The following is a 20352-nucleotide window of genomic DNA, read 5'->3' on the forward strand; positions in this document are numbered from 1 at the left end:
CGTAGCCGCGGGGGATGGGCGGCGCCCTTGGCCGGCTGATCACCCGTCGCGGGGCGGTTCGGCCCACCGAGGTGTCCCGGCGCCGTCGACGACCACGAGGCGTCCCGTCTCCGTGTAGCGCGCGGACGACACTCCGGCGGCGCGCACCAGGGTGCGCCCGCCCTGGTCGACGATCTCCAGGCCCGCCTCGCCGGAAAGCGCGAACTGCCGTCCGGACGGGTGAGCCGCCACTTCCACCTCTGCCGGAACGTCACGTGCCCACGTCTCCCGTCCGGCGGCGTCGACGCCCCGCAGGGCCGTGTGCGCGGTGCCGCCGGCGTCGATCCATCGGGCCAGCAGCACGGCGCCGTCCCGGCCCGCGGCGCATTCCCCCACCTGCGGCAGGTCCGAGGTCAGCGGCGCCGGCGTGCCGTGGGCCAGCAGCGTTCCGCGCGGACCGGCCAGGATCGCCGGACCTCGCACGCCACCCAGGCAGCCGCCCCAGGCCTCCGCCACCGGCCGGGGCCGACCGCCGGGACGCCACCCACGGCCGTCCCGGCGGAACGCCAGCACGCTCGTTCCGGCGTGGCCCGGTCCGCGGTAGACGGCCAGGGCCGCCGAGCGGCCGGCGTCCTCCACCCACAGCACGCCGGCCGTGTCGGCCACGTCGACAAGCACCCGGGTGCGGTCGGTGCGGTCCGCCCGGATGCGGGCGCCCCGCCCACCGCGGCCGTCCTCGACGAGGACCGCGTCGGAAGGTCCCCGTACGGCCAGTACGCGCTGCACGGGCGCTCGGCCCGGGGCCATCAGGCGGGCCCGCGTCCCGGTCCGCAGCCGGACGCGGTTCGTCCCGTTCCGCCCGGCGGCGGTGATCACCGCGTCCGGGCACCGGACGGCGCAGACCACTTCGGCGTCGTTCCGGTAGGCGTCCCGGTCGATCCAGGAGAGTTCGCCGGTGGAGGTGTAACCGCGGTAGGACCTCGTGGCCGGATCGGCGACGACGGCTCCGCTGGACGACGCGGCCAGGACCACCGCGCCCGGCGCCGCGCCCGGTTCGAGGCCCGGTTCGAGGCCCGGTTCGAGGCCCGGTTCGAGGCCCGGTTCGAGGCCTGCTTGGAGGCCCGGTGCCACGGGCGCGTGCCCCCGCGGCACGCCCGAGGCCGACGCTCCCCGGGACGGTGTGGCCGGAGCCGCCGGGGGCGCGGGACCGCGGCCGGAGCAGGCGGCCAGCATCACCGCCGTGGCCGTGCCCAGGACGAGCGTCGCGTAGCGCGGGAACACGAATCGGCCCTCCAGGAGGTTCGCCGCCCCGCCCGGGGGCGGGGCGGCCCGTGGTCAGATGTTCTGGGTGTGGCTGCCGCAGCGGGGGTCGGTGCCCTTCTTGTCGAAGACGGCCTTGAACTCGACGTAGGCCTTCTTGTTCTTCGCCACCTTGACGCCGCTCTTCGGCACCGGGCGGTAGGAGTTCGCGGACGTCAGCTTCGAGTAGCCCTTGCGGGTGTTGTCCAGCGAGATCCAGGTCCAGTGGATGGTGTCGTGCCCCGCCGTGTTGTGGTGCTTGACCCGCAGCTCCACGTTGTTCTTGTTGCGGACGCCGCTGCCGCCGATGCTCCAGTCGAAGGAGGTGAAGACGTGGTAGCGGCTGCTGTTGTGGTAGTAGGCGTTGAAGTTGATGAAGGCGCCCTTGTTGCTGCAGGAGCCGCTCGTCGACGCGGCGCGGGCGGTGGCGGCGTTCACTCCCGCGGCCGCGCCGGTGCCTGCCTGGGCCGGCGCGGTGAGTCCGGCCAGAACGGCCAGCAGCCCCGCCGTCGTCGCGACCGCGATGATTCTCGTGCGTGCCATTTCGCTTCCCCTTCTTCTCGGGTTGTCCATTTACGGAACTGGTCCGAGTGTGCAAACCGCCGCGTTAGTGCCGCTTTCATGACGCCTTAGTGGCTGGTCAGAGCCGTTTGTGTGGAGTGCGGCGATCGAGCGTCAAGTGGACGGGCTAGCGTATGTTTCGCACGGGCATGCCCTGGGAGGTGGCGTGACGGAAGCCGTTGGAAGGGTCCGGTATTCGCTGCTCGGCCCGATGAAAGCGTGGCGGGACGGGGAAGAACTGGATTTGGGCTGGGCCAGGCAGCAGGCGGTTCTGGCGGTGCTGTTGCTGGAGATGAATCGGCCGGTGTCCGTCACGGCGCTCGTCGACGCGGTGTGGGGCGCCGATCCGCCGCGTAACGCCCGCAGCACCGTGCAGACATATGTCAGCCGGTTGCGTCGTGTCGTGGAACCGGGCCGGGCGTCGACCGCGCGGAACGCGGTGCTGGTTTCCTCCGACGCCGGCTACCAGGTGCGCGGCGACCCCTCGGAACTGGACGTCGCGATTTTCGAGCGGCATCTCACGGCGGCGGAGGACCTGCGGGCACAGGGAGACCTCGAGGCGGCTGCCGGGAAGGTCGACGCGGCGCTGGCCCTGTGGCGGGGTGAGCCCTTCGGCGGCCTTCAGGGTCCCCGGCTGGAGGCCGAGCGACGGAGACTGCACGAGCGACACGGTTTCGCCTGGGAACTGCGGGCGACGATCAGAGTCGAACTCGGCCAGAACACGGCGGCCATCGCGGAGCTGACGCGGCTGATCGACGAGTTCCCGCTGCGGGAACGCCTTCGCGGGCTGTTGATGCTCGCGCTGTACCGGGCGGGCCGTCAGGCGGACGCCCTGACGGCGTTCCACGACCTCCGCCGGCTGCTCGCGGAGGAGCTGGGCATCGATCCCGGGCCGGAACTGCGGGACCTGCATGAGCGCATCCTGCGCGGAGACAAGGAGCTGGACGGGCCCGCGCCCATGACGGTGCGCCCCCTCGCCCAGGGGCCGGGCGGCGGCCCGGAGCCCGTCGGCCCGGACGGCGCGCATCGCCTGGACCGGGCGGCGCTCGAACTCGCGCTGGGGGTCGCCCAGCAGTGGACGGCGGAGGCCGCGGCCCGGTACCTGCACCGTCCGGCACCCGTCCGGCTGCGCTGGTCCAGCACGGGCCGGTCGATCGCCGCCACGGCGTCCGCGGTGCTGGGTGACGACAACGACGCGACCGGCCGCGACGATCGCGTGGACCTCCGCGGCGACCTGGACGACCTGGTCGACGCGTTCCGGCGGCTCCCGGCACGTCAGCTGGTCATTCTCGGCGAGCCGGGCGCGGGTAAGACGGTGCTGGCGATCCTGCTCACTCTCGGGCTGCTCGGCACCGCCCGGCCAGGCGAGCCCACACCGGTGCTGGTGCCGCTCTCGTCATGGAGCCCGCGACGCGAGCACCTGCACACCTGGTTCGCCCGCAAGCTGGTCGAGGAATACCCGGGGCTGGCCAACAAGGCGGCGTACGGACCGGACGCCGCGGCGCGCCTGGTGAGCACGGGACGGGTGCTGCCGGTTCTCGACGGCCTCGACGAAACCCCGCCCGGCCTGCACGCGGCCGCGATCGACGCCCTCGACGAGGCCGTCGCCGGTGGCCGCCCTCTCGTGGTCACCTGCCGCAGCACCGAGTACGAGAAAGCGGTACGGCGCGGAGGCGCCATCCTGGCCAGGGCGGCCGTCGTCGAGATCGAGCCCGTGGATGCCGAGGACGCCATCGCCTACCTCACCGCACGCCGGCGGCTCGGCGAGGACCGCTGGGACCCCGTCGCGGAGCATCTGCGGGCACACCCTCGGGGACCGCTGGCGTCCGCGCTGTCCACCCCTCTTATGGTCGACCTCACGCGCACCGCCTACGCCGACGCCGCCGCCGACCCCACCGAGCTGCTGGACGTCGCCCGTTTCCCCGGCCCGGCCGAGATCGAAGACCACCTTCTCGACGCGTTCCTGCCCGCCGTCTACCGGCACCATCCGCCGGCGCCGGGCATCAGGCCGCACCCGTTCCCCCGGTACCGGAGCGAACACGCCCTGCGGTGGCTCACCTTCCTCGCCGGTCACCTGGGGCGCAGGCACACCCACGACTTCGAGTGGTGGCGGCTGGCCGACACCGTTCCGCACCGCACCAGAGGGGTGGTGTTCGGACTGCCACCCGCGGTCCTGTGCGCACTCACCGGCGGCCTCGCGGCCGGGCCCGTGATCGGGCTCGTCTACGGGCTGTCGTTCGGGCTGGCGGGCGTCGTCGCGAACGCGCGTGGCGGGCGGCCGGGGCCGGTACGCGTCGAGGTCCGGTTCCGCGGCACCGCGAGACGCTTCCTGAGCCGGTTCGTCATCGGCCTCGCGATCGGTGTGGCGCTCGGGCTCGGCTGGGCGCTGCCGTCGGTCCTGACGCTCATGCTCTGCGTGGTCTTCGGCCTGGCGACAGGGTCGCATGTGTGGCTGGACATCCCCGCCGACGCGACCCGGGTGTCCAGCCCGTCGGCCATCCTGAGACAGGACCGCGTCGCCACCCTGTGGTTCGCGCTGTCCATCGCGGTGACACTGGGCCTGTTCTACGCGACGGCCTACACCTTCAGCCGGGACATCCGGGCGGTTCCGGTCCTCGGCGGCGTCTTCGACCTCGAACTCGCCGTGCCCGCCGGAATCGCGGCGGCGATACTGGGCCGCTCCCTGTTCGGGCGTCTCGGCAGCGTGACCTACGGGCTCGCGGCCGCCGTGATGGGCGGCCAGGTGATGACGCCGGCCGGCACGCTCGCCACCGGGCTCGCGGCAGGGGGTGTCTTCGGACTCGCGGTCGGGCTGACCGTGGCGTCGTCCAGAGCCTGGGGGGCGTTCACCGTCGCCCGGATCTGGCTGGCCCTGACCGGACGGACACCGCTGCGCCTGATCCGGTTCCTCGACGACGCCCATCGGCGGGGCGTTCTGCGGCAGACGGGAGGGGTGTACGAGTTCCGGCACGCCCGGCTGCGGGATCACCTGGTCGGCAGGAGCGGTCACGCATGACCGGGACGGAGGCGAGCCACGGCGCCGGAGACCGCCGACGGGCCTTCGCCGGCTCCGCCGGGCCGGCTTCGCGCGTCAGCCGGCTTCGCGCGTCAGCCGGCCCCGTCGGCGCCGTGGCGCAGGCCGTCCACGAGCAGGTCGATCACCCGCCCGGCCTGCTCGCGCTGCGCGGGCTCACCCGCGGCGAGGCAGGCGCCGTTCATGCCGGTGAGCAGATCCTCGGCCGCCACGTCCCGCCGGAACACCCCCGCGGCGGCCCCCGCCTCGATCAGCGTGCCGATCGCGCCGACCAGCCGGTCGCGGCTGTGCGCGTACGGGTTGGCGCCGGTGGCGATCACCGCGCGGAGCGCGTCCGCCATGCCCCGCTTGGTCGCCAGGTAGTCGACGAAGCGGCCCATCCAGGTGCGCAGCGCCACATCGGGCGGCATCTCCTCCAGCAGTCCGGCCGCCGCGTCGCACAGCTTCGCCAGTTCGTTGCGGTAGGCCGCCTCGATCAGCGCCTCCCTGGTGGGGAAGTGGCGGTAGAGCGTGCCGATGCCGACGCCCGCCTCCTTCGCGATCGCGTCGAGCGTGACGTCCGGCCCATCCTGGGAGAACGCCCGTACGGCGACGTCGAGCAGCCGCTCGCGGTTGCGCCGGGCGTCGGCGCGCAACGGCTTGGGTCCGGGGGTGGACACGGCTCCTCCACGGCACGGGTTGCTAACCGGAGGAAGCTCCGGTTAGAGTCACAAAGCGTACCGGAGGTTCCTCCGGTTTGTTCTGATTGTAGCGGCCCGGACTCCCAGGGGCCCGCGCCGCCGTACGGGACGGGGAACGAACATGACTCGGAACACGACTCAGGCCACGCGCGTCACCACGCCGTTCACCGCCGGGTCCACCGCCGCCGAGGTGATAGAGGGCGTCGACCTGCGCGGGCGGCGGGCCGTCGTGACCGGCGGCGCGTCCGGCATCGGCGTCGAGACCGCGCGGGCGCTGGCCGCCGCGGGGGCCGAGGTGACGATCGCGGTCCGCGACCTCGGCGCGGGCAAGCGGGTCGCCGACGACCTCGCCCTCGGCACCGGCAACGCGCGGGTGCGCGTGGCGCCACTCGACCTGATGGACCGGGCGTCCGTCGCGTCGTTCACCGCGACCTGGGAGGGGCCGCTGCACATCCTGGTCAACAACGCCGGCGTGATGGCCTCGCCCGAGGCGCGCACGCCCGAGGGCTGGGAGTCGCAGTTCGCCACCAACCACCTCGGGCACTTCGCGCTGGCCGTCGGCCTGCACCCGGCGCTCGCGGCGGCCGGAGGCGCCCGCGTCGTGTCGGTGAGCTCCAGCGCCCACCTGCGCTCGCCGGTCGTCTTCGACGACATCCAGTTCCGGGAGCGCCCGTACGACCCGTGGCTGGCGTACGGGCAGTCCAAGACCGCCAACGTGCTGTTCGCGGTCGAGGCGGGCAGGCGCTGGGCCGGCGACGGCATCGAGGTCAACGCGCTCATGCCCGGCGCGATCCCGACCAACCTCCAGCGGCACGTCACCGAGGAGGAGCTTGAGCGCATGCGCACCCAGATGGGCGGCGACGGCCCCGCCTGGAAGACGGTCGAGCAGGGCGCGGCCACCTCCGTGCTGCTCGCGGCCTCGCCGCTGGTCGAGGGCGTCACCGGTCGCTACTTCGAGGACTGCCAGGAGGCCGGGCCGCATCGCCCGGGCACCCGCCGCGGCGTCGCCGAGTACGCGCTCGACCCGGAGGCGGCCACCCTGCTCTGGCAGCTGTCGGCCGACCTGCTCGACCTCTAACCGACCCCGGGATTCTCCGAAGGGTCGTCGCCCGCCGCCCGCTTACGGTGATCGCGGGGTGACATGCCGTACGCGGAGCGGAAGGCCCGGCTGAAGGCGGCGGCATCGGTGAAGCCCCAGTGAGTGGCGATGGCCTGGATCCGACGGGAACGCTGCCGGGGATCGGCGAGATCGCGGTGGCACTGTTCCAGCCGGCATCGGCGGATCCAGGCCGCCACCGTGACGCCCTGCTCCTCGAAGAGCTTGTACAGGTGCCGGACGGAGATCTGGTGTGCCGCGGCGATCGTCTGAGGGGTGAGGCCGGGGTCGCCGAGCCGCTGCCGGACGAAGTCGTGGATCAGCGACAGCAGGGCCCGGCGTCGCGATTCCGGTGACAGCAGGGCGGTGGCCTCCAGCCGGTCGGCGCAGGCGGCCGCGATCAGGTCGAAGGTGACGTCGGCCACCGTCTGCGCGTCACGGGAGGTGAGACCGTCGGCGTTCTCCGCCAGGTGCTTGAGATGCCCGGCCAGGACGCCGGTGATGCCGTTCTGTACGGGAATCGGCGCGGCGGTGAGCTGCCCGACCATGTCGGACCGCAGGCCGAGCGCGGCCCGGGGGAACTGGATGATCAGTGACCTGGCCGGATCGTCGGCGGATCCCCGCCACCCCCCGAACGGCCGGGAGGAGTCGATGAGGAGCAGCTGTCCCGCCTGGAAGGCGGCATCCCGTCCCGCCTGCGTCATGCGGCCACGGCCGCGGAGAATGAGATGCAACTGGAAGACTTCCGGATCCGACTGGCGGATGAGCTTCACGGGCCGGCTCGCCTGCAGCAGGCAGTGGTTCATCAGCGACATCTGCAGTGCGCCGAGGCCGAATACCTGCGCTGATCCGTCGAAGCGGGCGGGATGGTCGGTGGCCAGCCGCACCGGCACAAGAGTCCTCGACATGGTGTCGTTCCAGAAGGTGAACCGATCCGGGACGGCCATGTCTCTGGTGTTCCACGCGATTTTCATGTGTCCTCGGCGGTCGTTGTCATGGAATGGCGGCTTTCTTCACCGCGAAGCACCTCCGCCATGCGGGCGCGTCGCCGGCCCGGTGGCTGTAGGAGACTTTGTGTACGGCATGCAGAAATCGTCATGAAGCGTGCAGAACAAGTCAAGACATTCTCGTCTGCGCTGGGCAACCTGGCTGTATGGACACGTGCCGATCGGCGTGAGATATCGCTTTCTCGGCCGCAGGCAGGCATCTACTTCTTGGAGTCCATGTGACGTGGAGCCTGAAAGGATTCATGGCACTGCCTGCGGGTGAGCTGACGCGACTGTTCGCCTGCGGAGCGCCTGAAGAGGCGCTGCCGGATCCCAACGACTGGCTCACTCTCGTCGAGGCGCTTACTCAGGCTGTCGACAGTCCCACGATGGACTCGGCTGATCGCGGGCGTGAGATCGAGGCATTGGTCTGCGTGCTGAACGCCGCGGAGCAGGCGGGAGGGCTGGAACGATCCGAGGTCACGATCAGGCGGCTGAATGTCGTAGCGGCCCTGATCGGTCTTGATGAGACTCCAGCGGGGACGTTGAGTCCGGAGTCTGCCGCCGAATCATTTCTCGCGGAGGTGCCGTACTCTCTGCCGGACGCGACCGCCCTGGCACAAGATTGGCGATCCTTGGATCTGCGGACAATCAAGAAACTGCGATTCATCAAGAATATGCTCATGCCACTCCATGTCATCGAGGAATCGCTACCCGCGGGGGAGGTCAGGACCGCGGTCCGGAACTGGCTGCGCCTGTCGAAGGCCCTGCCCTGACCCAACGGCCCGGCGGTGTGGCCGGGGTGTCCCGTCAGTACGCCTATCATCAGAGCCTCCCTGCCCTCTGGCCAGCGCGTTCACTGGGTTGTGGCCACGCCCGGCCCCAGGGTTTGACCGGCGGCCCGCAGGCAAGCCGCTGAGAGACGCCCACCAAGGAGTAGACGAGATGCGAGCGGTAGTGATGCACGCCCCCGGTGACGTCCGGGTGGAGCAGCGCGAGGAGCCGAGGATCCTCGAACAGACCGACGCGATCATCCGGGTGTCCGCGGCCTGTGTCTGCGGCTCGGACCTGTGGCCCTACCGGGGTGTGACCAGGCAGGACGGGCCGGAGCCGATGGGCCACGAGTACGTCGGCGTCGTCGAGGAGGTCGGCAGCGAGGTCCGCGATCTCAGGCCCGGCCAGTTCGTGGTCGGCTCGTTCTTCGCCTCCGACAACACATGTGAGATCTGCCGGGCCGGCTACCAGTCCCGCTGTGTGCACGCCGTGCCGATGGGCGCGATCGGCACCCAGGCGCAGCGGGCCCGTGTTCCCCTGGCCGACGGCACCCTGGTCGCCACCCCCGGCATGCCCGACGCGGACCTGATTCCGAGCCTGCTGGCCGCCTCCGACGTGCTGGGCACCGGCTGGTTCGCCGCGGTCGCCGCGGAGGCCGGTCCCGGCAGGACGGTCGCGGTCGTCGGTGACGGCGCCGTCGGCCTGCTCGGCGTGCTGGCGGCCGGCAGGCTGGGCGCCGAGCGGATCGTCGTCTTCAGCCGGCACGCCGACCGGCAGAAGCTCGCCGTCGAGTTCGGCGCCACCGACATCATCACCGAGCGCGGCGACGAGGGCGTGGCCAGGCTCAAGGACCTGACCGGCGGGCTGGGCGCGCACTCGGTCATCGAGGCGGTCGGCACCCAGGAGTCGATGATGCAGGCCATCCGCTCCACTCGTCCCGGCGGGCACGTCGGCTACGTCGGGGTCACCCACGAAGTCGAGCTGCCCGGCATCGAGCTGTTCTTCTCCGCCGTGCACCTGCACGGCGGCCCGGCCCCGGTGCGCCGCTTCCTGCCGGAGCTGATCCGGCTGATCTGGGACCGCGAGATCGACCCCGGCAAGGTCTTCGACCTCGAACTGCCGCTGGAGGAGGCCGCCGAGGCCTACAGGGCCATGGACGAGCGCCGGGCCGTCAAGGTCCTGCTGCGCCCCTGACGCCGCATCTTCGCACCAGGCGCCCACCGTTAGATCCATCACATAGCTGGCCGATCGGTCAAATACTGGCCGATCGGTCAGCTATTGTGTTCCGCATGGCACGCGCAACCACGACGCGCGCGGACATCCTCGACTCGGCCGTGCGGCTGTTCGCCGCCCATGGTTTCCGCGGCACCTCGCTGCAGGACATCGCCACGGACGCGGGCTGCTCCAAGGCGTCCTTGCTGTACCACTTCACGAACAAGGACGCGATCCTCACCGAGCTGCTTGCGCCCGTCGGCCCGGAGTTCGCCGAGCTGGAAGGGCGGCTCGCCGGGCTGCATGGTGAGGAGGCCGCCCGTGCCGCCGTCACCGGGCTCGTCGACCTGTCCCTGCGCTTCCGGCTCCAGGTGAAGATCCTCCTGCAGGACGTCGACGCGCTGATCAACCGGCCGGAGCTGCCCGACGCCGACCACATCGTGGAACGGCTCACCGAAGCCCTGTCAGGCCGTTCGGACGCCCCCCAGGTCCGCGTCTGGGCCTGGATGGCGATGCTCGGGATCATCCTGACCAGCGCCAGTGAATGCGTGATCCCCGAAGAGACACTGCGCGCGGAACTCACCCGCGGCGCGTTGCGGACGCTCGGTCTGCCGACCGGCTGACCCTCCCCGAGAAAGAGATCTGCTGTGGCAACCCTGCTGTACCGGCTGGGCCGGTTCTCCTTCCGCAGGCGCGGGCGCGTCGCCGCCCTGTGGCTGCTCCTGCTGGTGGTCCTGGGCCTTGCCGCCGCGGCCTTCCACGGCCCGGCCGGCGACAAGTTCTCGATGCCCGGCACCGAGTCACAGCGGGCGCTGGACGCCCTGGCCAAGGAGTTCCCGCAGGCCAGCGGTGCCACCGGGGCCATCGTGGTGGCCGCTCCGCAGGGCCGGAAGCTGGAGCCCGCCGCGGTCGCGCCCGTGGTCAAGGAGGCCGCCGCCGTTCCCGGCGTGGTCGCCGCCCTCGACCCGTTCAAGACCGGCGCCGTCTCTCCCGACGGCCGCTACGCCCTGGTCCAGGTGCAGTTCGCCCACGCGGCCAAGGACGTGACCGACGCCCAGCGCGCGGCGTACCTCGAAGCCGGCTCCTCGGCGGCGGGGCTGCGGGTCGAGCACGGCGGCGAGGTCCTGAACGCCCCGCCGGAGGTCGGCGGGTCGGAAGGAATCGGCGTCCTGATCGCCGCCGTGGTGCTGATCGTCACCTTCGGCTCGCTGGTGGCCGCCGGCATGACCCTGCTGAACGCGCTGATCGGCGTGGGCGCCGGCATGGGCGGGCTGTTCGCGCTCAGCGGCGTCGTCGAGCTGACCTCCGTCACGCCGGTGCTGGCACTGATGCTGGGCCTGGCCGTCGGCATCGACTACTCGTTGTTCATCACCTCCCGCTACCGTCAGTTCCTCGCGGAAGGCGTGGCGCCGGAGGAGGCCGCCGGCCGGGCGGTCGGCACCGCCGGATCGGCGGTCGTGTTCGCCGGGGCGACCGTGGTCATCGCGCTCGCCGGCCTGTCGGTCGTCGGCATCCCCTTCCTCAGCGTGATGGGCCTGGCCGCCGCCGGCACCGTGGCCGTCGCCGTCCTGGTCGCCCTCACGCTGCTGCCGGCCTTCCTGTCGTACGCAGGGGCCCGCGTGCTGCCCCGCAGGCAGCGCACCGGAGACGACGCAGACGCAGGGGGCCGCGGCTTCGGCTACACCTGGGGACGGGTGGTCACCCGGCTGCGCGTGCCGATCCTCGTGGCCGGCGTGCTCGCCCTGGGCGCGCTCACGCTGCCGGCCCAGGATCTGCGGCTGGCCCTGCCCGACGCCGGCACCGCCGCCCCCGGCACTCCGGCCCGCGAGGCGTACGACCTGACCAGCGAGGGATTCGGCGAGGGCTTCAACGCCCGCCTGATCGCCGTGGTCTCCGCCGCCGACCGCGCGGCCACGACCGCCGCCGCCGGGCAGGCCGCCCAGCTGATCCAGCGGACCCCCGGCGTGCTGGCCGTGGCCCCGCCGCAGCCGAACGCCGCGGGCACCACCGCGCTGCTGACCATCATCCCCAAGGCCGGGCCCACCGACGCCGCCACCGAGGACGCCGTCCACGCCATCCGCGCCAAGGTCGCCGCCATCGGCGGCGCCGAGATCGCCGTCACCGGCGCCACGGCCGTGGGCATCGACGTCTCCGACAAGCTCGCCGACGCCATGCCGGTGTACCTGCTGCTGGTGGTCGGCCTGTCGGTGCTGCTGCTGATGCTCGTCTTCCGCTCGATCCTGGTCCCCGTCAAGGCCGCGCTGGGCTTCCTGCTCACCGTCGGCTCGACCTTCGGCATCACGGTGGCGATCTTCCAGCAGGGTCACCTGGCCGGTCTGCTGGGCGTGGACGTCCCGGGCCCGCTGGTCAGCTTCCTGCCGATCCTGCTCATCGGCATCCTGTTCGGCCTGGCCATGGACTACGAGGTGTTCCTGGTCTCGCGGATGCGCGAGGACTACGTGCGCGGCGACGCTCCCCGCCAGGCGACGATCAACGGCATGGGGCACAACGCGCGGGTCGTCACCGCCGCGGCGCTGATCATGACGGCCGTGTTCGGCGGGTTCGTGTTCATGAACGACCCCATCATCAAGTCGATGGGCTTCGCGCTCGCCGTCGGCGTGCTCGTCGACGCCTTCGTGGTCCGGATGACCCTCGTCCCCGCCGTGATGTCCATGCTCGGCCGCGCCGCCTGGTGGCTGCCCCGCGCCCTGAACCGGGCGCTGCCCGACCTCGACGTCGAGGGCGAGCGCCTGCGCCACCACCTCACCGTCGCCGAGCCCCCGGAGCGGGCCGGGGTGTCCTGACGCCTCGCCCGTACCCGCGGACAGGCCGGCACAAGCGAAACGCCCCCGGCGGCCCTGGAGACCAGGGCCGCCGGGGGCGTCACAGGCGTCCTACGCGCTCTTGCGCCGCTGCTCCCTCAGAATGGCCAGCCGCTCGTTGAGCACCTCCTCCAGGTCCTCGATCGAGCGGCGCTCGAGAAGCATGTCCCAGTGGGTCCGCGGCGGCTTCGCCTTCTTCTGCTGCGGCTGCTCCGCGTCCACCCGCAGCGCCGGGCTACCGCAGTGACGGCACTCCCAGGTCGTCGGGATCTCGGCCTCGACGGCGAGCGGGACGGTGGTGAGATGACCCTTGGGGCACGTGTAGGACACCTCCTGGCGCGGGGCCAGATCGGTGTTGCGGTCGTTCTCGTAGCTGGTCGCGCCGAGCCGGGTACCGCGAAGTGCACGCTCGCCCATGTTCTTAAGCCTCCTGAGGTCCCCGCCTTCGAGGGGGTTCGTTCGCCACCGCGTACAACGCCTGATACCGTGTGTGGATTCCCAGCCGAGACCTGATCCAATCGCGCTTTTTCCGTCCCACTGGTCCCAGCTGTGCGGTATAAATCGCGCCCTCAAGATCGAGTCACACCGCCGACCGATACCGGACAGGCATCATCTCGGGTATCGGGTGGCCCTGCTCGATCGCCTCGGCGAGCCGGGCGACGTCGACACGATCCCCGCCGGGACCGACGAGTTCTCGCTGGCGGAGCGCCTGACCGTACCTGTAGCCCTGCATCCGCAGGTGGTGATGGAGAACGGGGAGAAGGACGCAGACCCCGGCTGTCGGGTGGGTGCACACCCACTCTCTGTGCTCCCGGACGAGCTCCGCACCGCGCCCGGCCACGAGGATCTCCACTCGACGGTGAGACCAGGCGTGGACAGGATCGGGTCCGCGGCCGGCCTGGGCGCCTGGTCGAGGCCGATCCACAGCTCCGTACGCCGTGGCCCCAGCCGAGTGCCACCGCTCTCGGCGACAGGGGCGAAACACACGCGTGACGGGCGTCGGACTCCGAGCTCGTCGGCGACCTCGGCGACGGCCGCCAGCAGGACCGGGTGGTCCGCGCGCCGCGCGACGTGCCGATCGCGCACCGGTGCGGGCCGGACGACGGGCACCAGCCGGACGGCGACCAGCACGACGCCGGCGACGACGATCAGCTCTTCACCCTGCCGGCCGAGGCGCCAGGCGATCATCGTGGAGATCGCGGCGGCAAGCGCGGGCGCGAGCCCGTTGTCCACCCAGCCCGGGACGCGGGTCCAGCGCCGCGCTCCCCACCCTCCGGGCAGCGGTGGCCACCAGCCGGCCCTCACCCAGGCGGGAACGAAGGCCCTGGCGCGATGGGTCAGCACGAGCCACACCGCCCGTCGGGGGGTCATGCCTCCAGGCAGCACGGACGGTCCCTCCCAGGAACTCCCCCTCCTAGATGTGGTCGGGGACCTCGTTGCCCGCGTCGCGGATGGCCCGGGGCAGGTTGACGGTCGTGAGCAGCACGAATCCGAGAACGAAGAACACGATCAGCGAGACGATCGCGGTGCGGTAGCTGTCGGTGAGCTGGAGCGCCAGCGTGAGCACCAGTGAGCCGAGGAACGCCGACCCCTTGTCGCTCACCTGGTACAGGCTGAAGTACTCCGCCTCCCGCCCCGGCGGGATCACCAGCGAGTACAGCGACCGGGAAAGCGCCTGCGTGCCGCCCATGACGATCGCGATGGCGAAGGCGATCGCGTAGAACTGCAGGGCCGCGCCCTTCTGCAGGAAGTAGGCCACCCCCACCACCACGGTCCACACCACCAGGCTGGCGAGGACCGTGCGCTTGGTCCCGAACACCGCGGCGAGCCGCCCCAGCCCGAGGGCGCCGCCGACCGCGATGAACTGCACCATCAGGATCGCGCCGATCTGGTGGGTCTGCCCCAGCCCCAGCTCCTGGTCGGCGTACGTCGCGGAGAACCCGATGACGGTCTGCACGCCGTCGTTGTAGACGAGGTAGGCCACCAGGAACAGCAGCGTGCGGGGATAGCGGCGCGCCTCGGCGATCGTGCGGCCGAGCTGGCGCACGCTGCCGGCGACCGCCCGCGCCGCGGTCGCCTCGTGGACCGGCACCCGCCGGTCGCGCAGGCGCAGCATCGGGATGATCGTGAAGGCGCCCCACCACAGGCCCGCCGAGGCCAGGCTGATCCGCACCGCCAGGCCCTCGTCGATGTCGGCGAACAGGTAGACCACCAGGTTGAGCGCGAGCAGCAGGCCGCCGCCGAGGTAGCCGAAGCCCCACCCCCTGCTGGAGATCGTGTCGCGTTCCTCCGCCCCGGCGATCTGGGGCAGGAAGGAGTCGTACACGACCCGCGCCGAGCCGAAGGTGACGTTGGCGAGCAGGAACAGCGCGCCGCCCAGCAGGTACGCGTCGCCCGAGACGAGGTAGAACCCCAAGGTCGCCACCGCGCCGGTGAAGGCGAGCGACCCGAGGATGCGCCTCTTGCGCCCGGTGTGGTCGGCCACGGCGCCGACGACCGGCATGACCACGATCTGGAGCAGCACCGAGATCGTCACCATCGCGGTGAAGTACGCCTTCGGCCGCAGGTCCAGGCCGAGGAACGACACGAAGCCGTCCGGGCCGCCCGCCGCCGTCGTGGCGACCGAGGTCAGGTACGGCCCGAGGAAGACGGTCAGGACGGTCGTCTGGAACGCCGAGTCGGCCCAGTCGTACCAGTACCAGCCGCGCTGCTCCCGCCGACGCGCGCCGGGAAGCTCCTCCTGAACGACCTGGGGGGCGGTCATCGTCTCTCCTCGCCTGTGGAGCGGTCGTGCCGGGCGGTCCCGCGGGTTACGGGACCGCCGGGCGGGGGTGCCACTGCCCGCGCGACTTGAGGACGTCGCGCAGGCCGCTGATGTTGTCGGTCATGATGCCGTCCACGCCGAGGTCGAGCAGGTGGGCCATCGTCACCGGGTCGTTGACCGTCCACACGTGCACCTGCATGCCGATCGCGTGCGCGGTCCGTACGAGGGCGCGGGTGGTCACCCGCAGGCCGCGGAACCCGATGGGCGCCTGCGCGCACGGAACCCCCGCCCGGGCCAGCCCCGACAGCAGCCGGCCGTACCCGCCGCCCATCGCGGCGGTGCGCAGGGCGGCCAGCCCGCGCGGGCCGAGTGAGAAGCAGACCTCTCCGTCGACCGCGCGCAGGGCGCGCGACAGCCGGGCGTCGGAGAACGACGTCAGGCAGACCCGGTCGTGGGCGCCGGTGCGGCGGATCGCCCGGGCCAGCGGCGCGATCGCGGCGCTCTCCTTGACGTCGATGTTGAACCGCACGTCCGGCCAGGTGCCGAGCAGGTCCTCGATCAGGGGGATCTCGTGCCGCCCGCCGATCCTGGCCGCCCGCACCTCCCGGTAGGGGAGGCGGGAGACACGTCCGACGCGGTCGGTGACGCGGTCGAGCGTGTGGTCGTGGAACGCGAGCAGGACGCCGTCGGAGGTCGCGTGGGCGTCGGTCTCCAGGTAGGTGTAGCCGAGGCCGACGGCCCTGGAGAAGGCCTCCATGGTGTTCTCCCGGCCCTCGGCGGCACCGCCGCGGTGCGCGAAGGCGAGCGGGCCGGGATGGTCGAGGAACGCGAAACGGCGGTGCACGAAAGGAGTATGCCGGGTCTCGGAGAGTGCGTCAGCGCACGGACATGAACATTTGGGTCACGAGGCGCCCAACGACGCCCATTCCCGTCGCCTGGCCTCGGCCATCGCGATCGCCGCGGCCACCGCCACGTTCACCGACCCGACCCTGCCCACCTGCGGGATGTAGGCCACGGCGTCGGCGGCCTCCAGGCAGGCGGGGGAGCAGCCGTGGTCCTCGCTGCCCAGGACCAGGCAGACGTCCCCGTCCAGCGCGGCCTCGTGCAGCGGCGCGGCGTCGCCGGTCAGCTCGACGGCGACGACCCGGTAGCCCTCCTGCCTGGCGGCGCGTACGGCGTCGGTCACCGGGACCGGCTCGTGCCACTCGACCAGCCGATCGGTGCCGAGCGCGGTCTTCTGCGCCTTGGGGTTGGTGGGCGGCGTGGCGTTGCCGGCCAGCCAGATCGTCTCCACGCCGAACGCGGCGGCGGTGCGGAAGATCGAGCCGATGTTGAAGGGGCCCGTGACGGATTCGAGGATCAGCGCCAGCCGGCCCTCGGTGTTGCGGCGCCAGGTGCGGTTGAGCCGCTTGACGTCGGTCGGCTTGAGCTGCCTGCGCGGGTTGGTCGTGGTCGTCCTGGTCGTGTTCATCGGGGCGCTCATCGCTCCTGGTCGCCGGAAGAGCCGCGCACAGTGGAGGGCGCGGGGGAGGGTGCGGGACGGGCGTCCACCCGCAGGACGCGGTAGGCGGACCGGGAGGCCAGCCGCGAGGCGGGCCAGCCCTGCTCGGTCAGCCAGCGCTGCAGCGAGTCGGAGCCCAGGTGTTTCTGCACGACGAGGTACGCGCTGCCGTCGGGGGTGAGCCGGTCGAGCCACCGCGTGAGCATGGCGTGGAGGGCGGCCTTGCCGATCCGGATGGCCGGATTCGACCAGATCGCCCGGAACCTGACGTCCTCCGGCACCTCGTCGGCGTGCACCGACCTTACTTTGTCAAGGCGGGCGCTCGCGGCGTTCCTGCGGCACAGTTCCACCGAACGGCGGTTCACGTCGACGGCCCACACCGTCGCCCCCGGCGCCCGGGATGCCATGGTCAGCGCGATCGGGCCGTAGCCGCAGCCGAGGTCGAGCAGGTCGCCCTCCGGGGGCGGCGGAGGCACGGTCTCCAGCAGCACCCGGGTCCCGGCGTCGACCCGCTCGGGGGAGAACACCCCGCTGTCGGTCTCCAGGCGCAGGTGCAGATCCGGGAGGACCAGGGTGACCGTCCCCGGCCGGCTGTCCGCCTCGGGACGCTCCTCGAAGTAATGGGCCACGTGCCCAAACGTACCAACGCCGCGGAGCGGTGATCTCCACGGACGGCTCCGCGGAGACGGGGGTGAAACACTTCCGGCCTTCCGGACACGTACGAGACGGCGGGAAAAAACGGTGAAGGGGGAGCAGCGGTGGGCCGCGGGGACATGAGGCGTCGTTTCGAGGAGATCTACGTGGCGCACTACGCGGATCTCCTCGCCTACGTCCGGCGCCGCACCACGTCCCCCGAGGACGCCGCCGACGCCCTCGCCGAGACCTTCGCCACGGCCTGGCGGCGCATCGGCGACGTCCCCGCCGGTCCGGCGGCCCGCCTGTGGCTGTACGGCGTGGCCCGGCGGGTGCTGGCCAACGGCCGCAGGGCCGAGACCCGCAGGAGCGCGCTCGTCGAGCGGCTCGGAGCGGAGCTCGCCCTGTGGGACGCGCGGCGGCGGGAAGAGCCGCCCTGGCCGCCGGACCACGGGGAGCTCGACGCCGTACGCCGGGCGTTCCGGCGGCTCGGCGCCGACGACCGCGAGGTGCTGGCGCTGGCGAGCTGGGAAGGGCTGGCGTCGGCGGAGATCGCCACGGTGCTCGGCTGCTCGCGCGGGGCCGCCCGCCTCCGGCTGCACCGGGCCCGCAAACGCCTCGCCGCGGAGCTGAGCTCGGCGGGAGTGGACATGGCACGGTACGGGGTCCGGATGGCGGCGCTGGCGGGAGGAGAGGCGTGATGGACCACCACGCGAACCACGGACGTGACCACGACCTGCGCCGCCTGGTCGCCGGCATCGCCCCCGATCCCGGGCCGGGGCTGACACCGCCGGCCATGGAGCTGCTGGAAGAGATCGTCTCGGAGCCGCTTCCGGCACACGGTCGCGGGAACCGGTTCCGGCGCGCGGCCGGCGGGGCCGTCCGGAGTCTCCGGCTCCGCCTGGCGGCGGTCGTCCTTCCGTTCGCCGCCGTCCTGCTCGCCGTGTCGTGGATCGTCCCCGGGGCGGCCGGACTCGGCCCCGCTCCCGCCTCCGCCGCGCTCGACATCAGGCGGGAGGGCGGCCACTACGTCGTCATGGTGCGGGACCTGTTCGCCGATCCCGCGACGTACCAGCGTGAACTGCGCCAGCGCGGCCTGGACGTGGAGGTGCGGATCGTGCCCACGGCCCCCGCTTCGGCGGGACGGGCGCTCTACGTCGACGGCACCCGCGACAACAGCGCCATCACCCCGATCCAGGCGCCGGGCACGTGCGCGCGCCTCGCCGGCTGCCCGGCCGGGTTCCGCATCCCGGTGGACTTCCGCGGGCACGCCGAGGTGCTGATCGGCCGCGCCGCCCGGCCGGGGGAGCGGTACGGCCTCATGGAGCACATCGACATGGAAGGCCGGCCCTTCCACTGCGTGGACTTCCTCAACAGGACCGTCGCCGAGGTCCTGCCCCTGCTGCGGGAGCACGGCGTGCGAGCGGAGTTCACCTCCTACGCCGCCGGCGGCGCCCGGCTGCCCGCCCCCGCCGGCTGGTACGTCCACGAAGGGATCATGGTCGCCGACGGACAGGCGCTCCTGCTGGTCGGCCCCGCCCCCAACCCCCGGCCACGCGCCAGGGACGCCTACTGCCCGGCGGCCGCCGAGTCACCGTCCCACCCCTGAGCCGCCGAGCCGCCGGGCCGCGCTGAACCACGCGGCTCGGCGAGGCGACCGACCTCCCGCCGCGATCACGGAACCGGGCCACTGGGCGCCGTGCGCGGATGACGCCTGCCCGTCTCCCTCTCCGATCGGATTCGCCATGCTCGCGTACGCTCACCGCCTGCTCCCGGTCCTCGCCCGGGCCGGGCGGCACCGCGCCTTCACGGTCACGCTGACGATCGCGGCCGCGCTCCGGGTGGTCACCATGCTCGGCTACCCGCCCGCCCGGCTGTACTGGTACGACTCGTTCACCTACCTGCACAACGCCGTCCACCTGCGGGCCGAGCAGGGGTTCCACCCGATCGGATACCCCCTGCTGCTGCGTGCCCTCCTGCCCTTCCACAGCGTCGAGGTGGTCGTCGCCGTGCAGCACGCGATGGGACTGGCGACCGGCGTCGTCGTCTACGCGGCGCTGCGGGGCAGGGGAGCGCCAGGCTGGGCCGCCGTGGCCACCGTGGCCGCCTCGGCGCCGGTGCTGTTCGACGCGTCCTTCCTCCGCCTGGAGCACGCGGTGCTGTCCGACTCGCTGTTCGTCCTGCTGGTCGTGGCGGCCACGGCCCTGCTGGTCCGCCGCCCGGTGCCGTCCGCGCGCGCCGCCGCGGCCGCCGGCCTGCTCCTCGCGGGAGCCGCCCTCACACGGACGATCGCGCTGCCGCTGATCCTGCTCGCCGTGCTGGTGCTCGCCGTACGCCGCGTCCCCTGGCGCCGCCTGGCCGTGCTCGCCCTGTCCGGGCTGCTGCCGGTCGCCGCGTACGCGGGCTGGTGTGCCGGGGTCCACGGCAGGTTCGCGATCGGCGGCGGGGACGGGGTCGCGCTGTGGGCCCGCACCATGACCTTCGCGGACTGCGCGCTCGTCCGGCCTCCGCCGGACCTCGCGCCGCTGTGCCCGAACGGCCTCGCGCTCGACGCGGCGAGCGAGTACGTGTGGGCGGGTGAGTCCTCCCTCAACCGGCTCCCCGGCGGGCACGCCGCGCTCAACGAACGGGCCCGCGCCTTCGCGCTGCGCGCCATCGCCGCCTAGCCGCTGGACTACCTGCGCGACGTGGCGAGGGACACCGTGCTCGCGTTCGCCTGGATCCCCGTCGCCCACCCGGCGCGCACCGTCCCCGCGTTCGGTTTCGCCCACGGCACCTGGCCGCTGCCCGCCGATCAGCCGCTCGCCGGGCAGGTCAGAAGGGAGTACGACCCGGATCTCACCGGCATGCGGTCGGTCCGGCCGTACGCGGACCTGCTCGTCGCCTACCAGTACCCGGCCTACCTGCGCGGGCCGCTGCTGGCCGCCGTCCTGCTGCTGGGCGCCGCGGGCGCGGTGCGGCGACCCCGGACGGCGGCGCGGCCCGCGAGGCGCCGTTCGCCGGGACGCGGG

Annotated in this window: 19 protein-coding genes; 9 read left to right on the forward strand and 10 right to left on the reverse strand. The window is 72.6% G+C overall.

Annotation, left to right across the window (positions count from 1 at the left end):
• Window positions 1–39 precede the first annotated feature (39 nt).
• On the reverse strand, window positions 40–1260 hold the full coding sequence (locus HHX33_RS25010) for a hypothetical protein (protein ID WP_182876744.1): 1221 nt from the start codon (window positions 1258–1260) through the stop codon (window positions 40–42).
• Window positions 1261–1314: 54 nt separating this feature from the next.
• Window positions 1315–1821 carry a hypothetical protein gene (locus HHX33_RS25015; protein WP_182876745.1) on the reverse strand — a complete coding sequence of 169 codons (507 nt, stop codon included), beginning with the start codon at window positions 1819–1821 and terminating at the stop codon, window positions 1315–1317.
• 184 nt (window positions 1822–2005) lie between these two features.
• Here HHX33_RS25015 and HHX33_RS25020 point away from each other — a divergent pair, with 184 nt between their 5' ends.
• Entirely contained in the window at window positions 2006–4855 is a 2850-nt protein-coding gene (locus HHX33_RS25020) for a BTAD domain-containing putative transcriptional regulator (protein WP_182876746.1), read from the forward strand.
• A 92-nt stretch (window positions 4856–4947) separates the two neighbouring features.
• Here HHX33_RS25020 and HHX33_RS25025 read toward each other — a convergent pair whose 3' ends face one another.
• Window positions 4948–5532 (reverse strand): TetR/AcrR family transcriptional regulator, encoded by a 585-nt coding sequence (locus HHX33_RS25025; RefSeq protein WP_182876747.1) that lies wholly within the window; start codon window positions 5530–5532, stop codon window positions 4948–4950.
• A gap of 142 nt (window positions 5533–5674) precedes the next feature.
• Between HHX33_RS25025 and HHX33_RS25030 the strand changes: the two genes are divergently transcribed.
• Window positions 5675–6631 carry an SDR family NAD(P)-dependent oxidoreductase gene (locus tag HHX33_RS25030; protein ID WP_182876748.1) on the forward strand — a complete coding sequence of 319 codons (957 nt, stop codon included), beginning with the start codon at window positions 5675–5677 and terminating at the stop codon, window positions 6629–6631.
• Here HHX33_RS25030 and HHX33_RS25035 read toward each other — a convergent pair.
• Window positions 6628–7623 carry a helix-turn-helix domain-containing protein gene (locus HHX33_RS25035; protein ID WP_182876749.1) on the reverse strand — a complete coding sequence of 332 codons (996 nt, stop codon included), beginning with the start codon at window positions 7621–7623 and terminating at the stop codon, window positions 6628–6630. The genes HHX33_RS25030 and HHX33_RS25035 overlap by 4 nt on opposite strands.
• A 275-nt stretch (window positions 7624–7898) precedes the next feature.
• Here HHX33_RS25035 and HHX33_RS25040 point away from each other — a divergent pair, with 275 nt between their 5' ends.
• From HHX33_RS25040 to HHX33_RS25055, 4 genes are all read left to right on the forward strand, one after another.
• Window positions 7899–8411 carry a hypothetical protein gene (locus HHX33_RS25040; protein ID WP_182876750.1) on the forward strand — a complete coding sequence of 171 codons (513 nt, stop codon included), beginning with the start codon at window positions 7899–7901 and terminating at the stop codon, window positions 8409–8411.
• A gap of 169 nt (window positions 8412–8580) precedes the next feature.
• Window positions 8581–9603: a zinc-dependent alcohol dehydrogenase family protein gene (locus HHX33_RS25045; protein WP_182876751.1), complete on the forward strand. Its 1023-nt coding sequence runs from the start codon at window positions 8581–8583 to the stop codon at window positions 9601–9603.
• Between the two features lie 95 nt (window positions 9604–9698).
• Window positions 9699–10244: a TetR/AcrR family transcriptional regulator gene (locus HHX33_RS25050; RefSeq protein ID WP_182876752.1), complete on the forward strand. Its 546-nt coding sequence runs from the start codon at window positions 9699–9701 to the stop codon at window positions 10242–10244.
• Between the two features lie 24 nt (window positions 10245–10268).
• Entirely contained in the window at window positions 10269–12425 is a 2157-nt protein-coding gene (locus HHX33_RS25055; RefSeq protein ID WP_182876753.1) for an MMPL family transporter, read from the forward strand.
• Window positions 12426–12515: 90 nt separating this feature from the next.
• Here HHX33_RS25055 and HHX33_RS25060 read toward each other — a convergent pair whose 3' ends face one another.
• The 6 genes from HHX33_RS25060 to HHX33_RS25085 form a co-directional block, all read right to left on the reverse strand.
• Window positions 12516–12860, reverse strand: coding sequence for an RNA polymerase-binding protein RbpA (locus HHX33_RS25060; RefSeq protein ID WP_030509898.1), 345 nt, complete (start codon window positions 12858–12860; stop codon window positions 12516–12518).
• Window positions 12861–13052: 192 nt separating this feature from the next.
• A complete protein-coding gene (locus HHX33_RS25065; protein ID WP_182876754.1) occupies window positions 13053–13814 on the reverse strand; it encodes a hypothetical protein in 762 nt (253 codons plus the stop codon).
• A 43-nt stretch (window positions 13815–13857) separates the two neighbouring features.
• Window positions 13858–15207, reverse strand: coding sequence for an MFS transporter (locus HHX33_RS25070; RefSeq protein WP_182876755.1), 1350 nt, complete (start codon window positions 15205–15207; stop codon window positions 13858–13860).
• A gap of 46 nt (window positions 15208–15253) precedes the next feature.
• Window positions 15254–16051: a glycerophosphodiester phosphodiesterase gene (locus tag HHX33_RS25075; protein WP_182876756.1), complete on the reverse strand. Its 798-nt coding sequence runs from the start codon at window positions 16049–16051 to the stop codon at window positions 15254–15256.
• 57 nt (window positions 16052–16108) lie between these two features.
• Window positions 16109–16690: a TrmH family RNA methyltransferase gene (locus HHX33_RS25080; protein ID WP_259402832.1), complete on the reverse strand. Its 582-nt coding sequence runs from the start codon at window positions 16688–16690 to the stop codon at window positions 16109–16111.
• Entirely contained in the window at window positions 16687–17337 is a 651-nt protein-coding gene (locus HHX33_RS25085; RefSeq protein WP_182876757.1) for a class I SAM-dependent methyltransferase, read from the reverse strand. Before HHX33_RS25085 ends, HHX33_RS25080 begins: the two co-directional genes overlap by 4 nt.
• A gap of 144 nt (window positions 17338–17481) precedes the next feature.
• Here HHX33_RS25085 and HHX33_RS25090 point away from each other — a divergent pair, with 144 nt between their 5' ends.
• The 3 genes from HHX33_RS25090 (at window position 17482) to HHX33_RS25100 (ending at window position 20007) form a co-directional block, all read left to right on the forward strand.
• On the forward strand, window positions 17482–18042 hold the full coding sequence (locus HHX33_RS25090) for an RNA polymerase sigma factor (protein ID WP_138460647.1): 561 nt from the start codon (window positions 17482–17484) through the stop codon (window positions 18040–18042).
• Window positions 18042–18950 carry a hypothetical protein gene (locus HHX33_RS25095; RefSeq protein WP_182876758.1) on the forward strand — a complete coding sequence of 303 codons (909 nt, stop codon included), beginning with the start codon at window positions 18042–18044 and terminating at the stop codon, window positions 18948–18950. Before HHX33_RS25090 ends, HHX33_RS25095 begins: the two co-directional genes overlap by 1 nt.
• Before the next feature lie 136 nt (window positions 18951–19086).
• On the forward strand, window positions 19087–20007 hold the full coding sequence (locus HHX33_RS25100; protein WP_182876759.1) for a hypothetical protein: 921 nt from the start codon (window positions 19087–19089) through the stop codon (window positions 20005–20007).
• The last annotated feature ends 345 nt before the right edge of the window (window positions 20008–20352 follow it).

The sequence above is a fragment of the Microbispora sp. H10670 genome (genome assembly GCF_014161385.1).
GTDB classification, from domain to species: domain Bacteria; phylum Actinomycetota; class Actinomycetes; order Streptosporangiales; family Streptosporangiaceae; genus Microbispora; species Microbispora triticiradicis.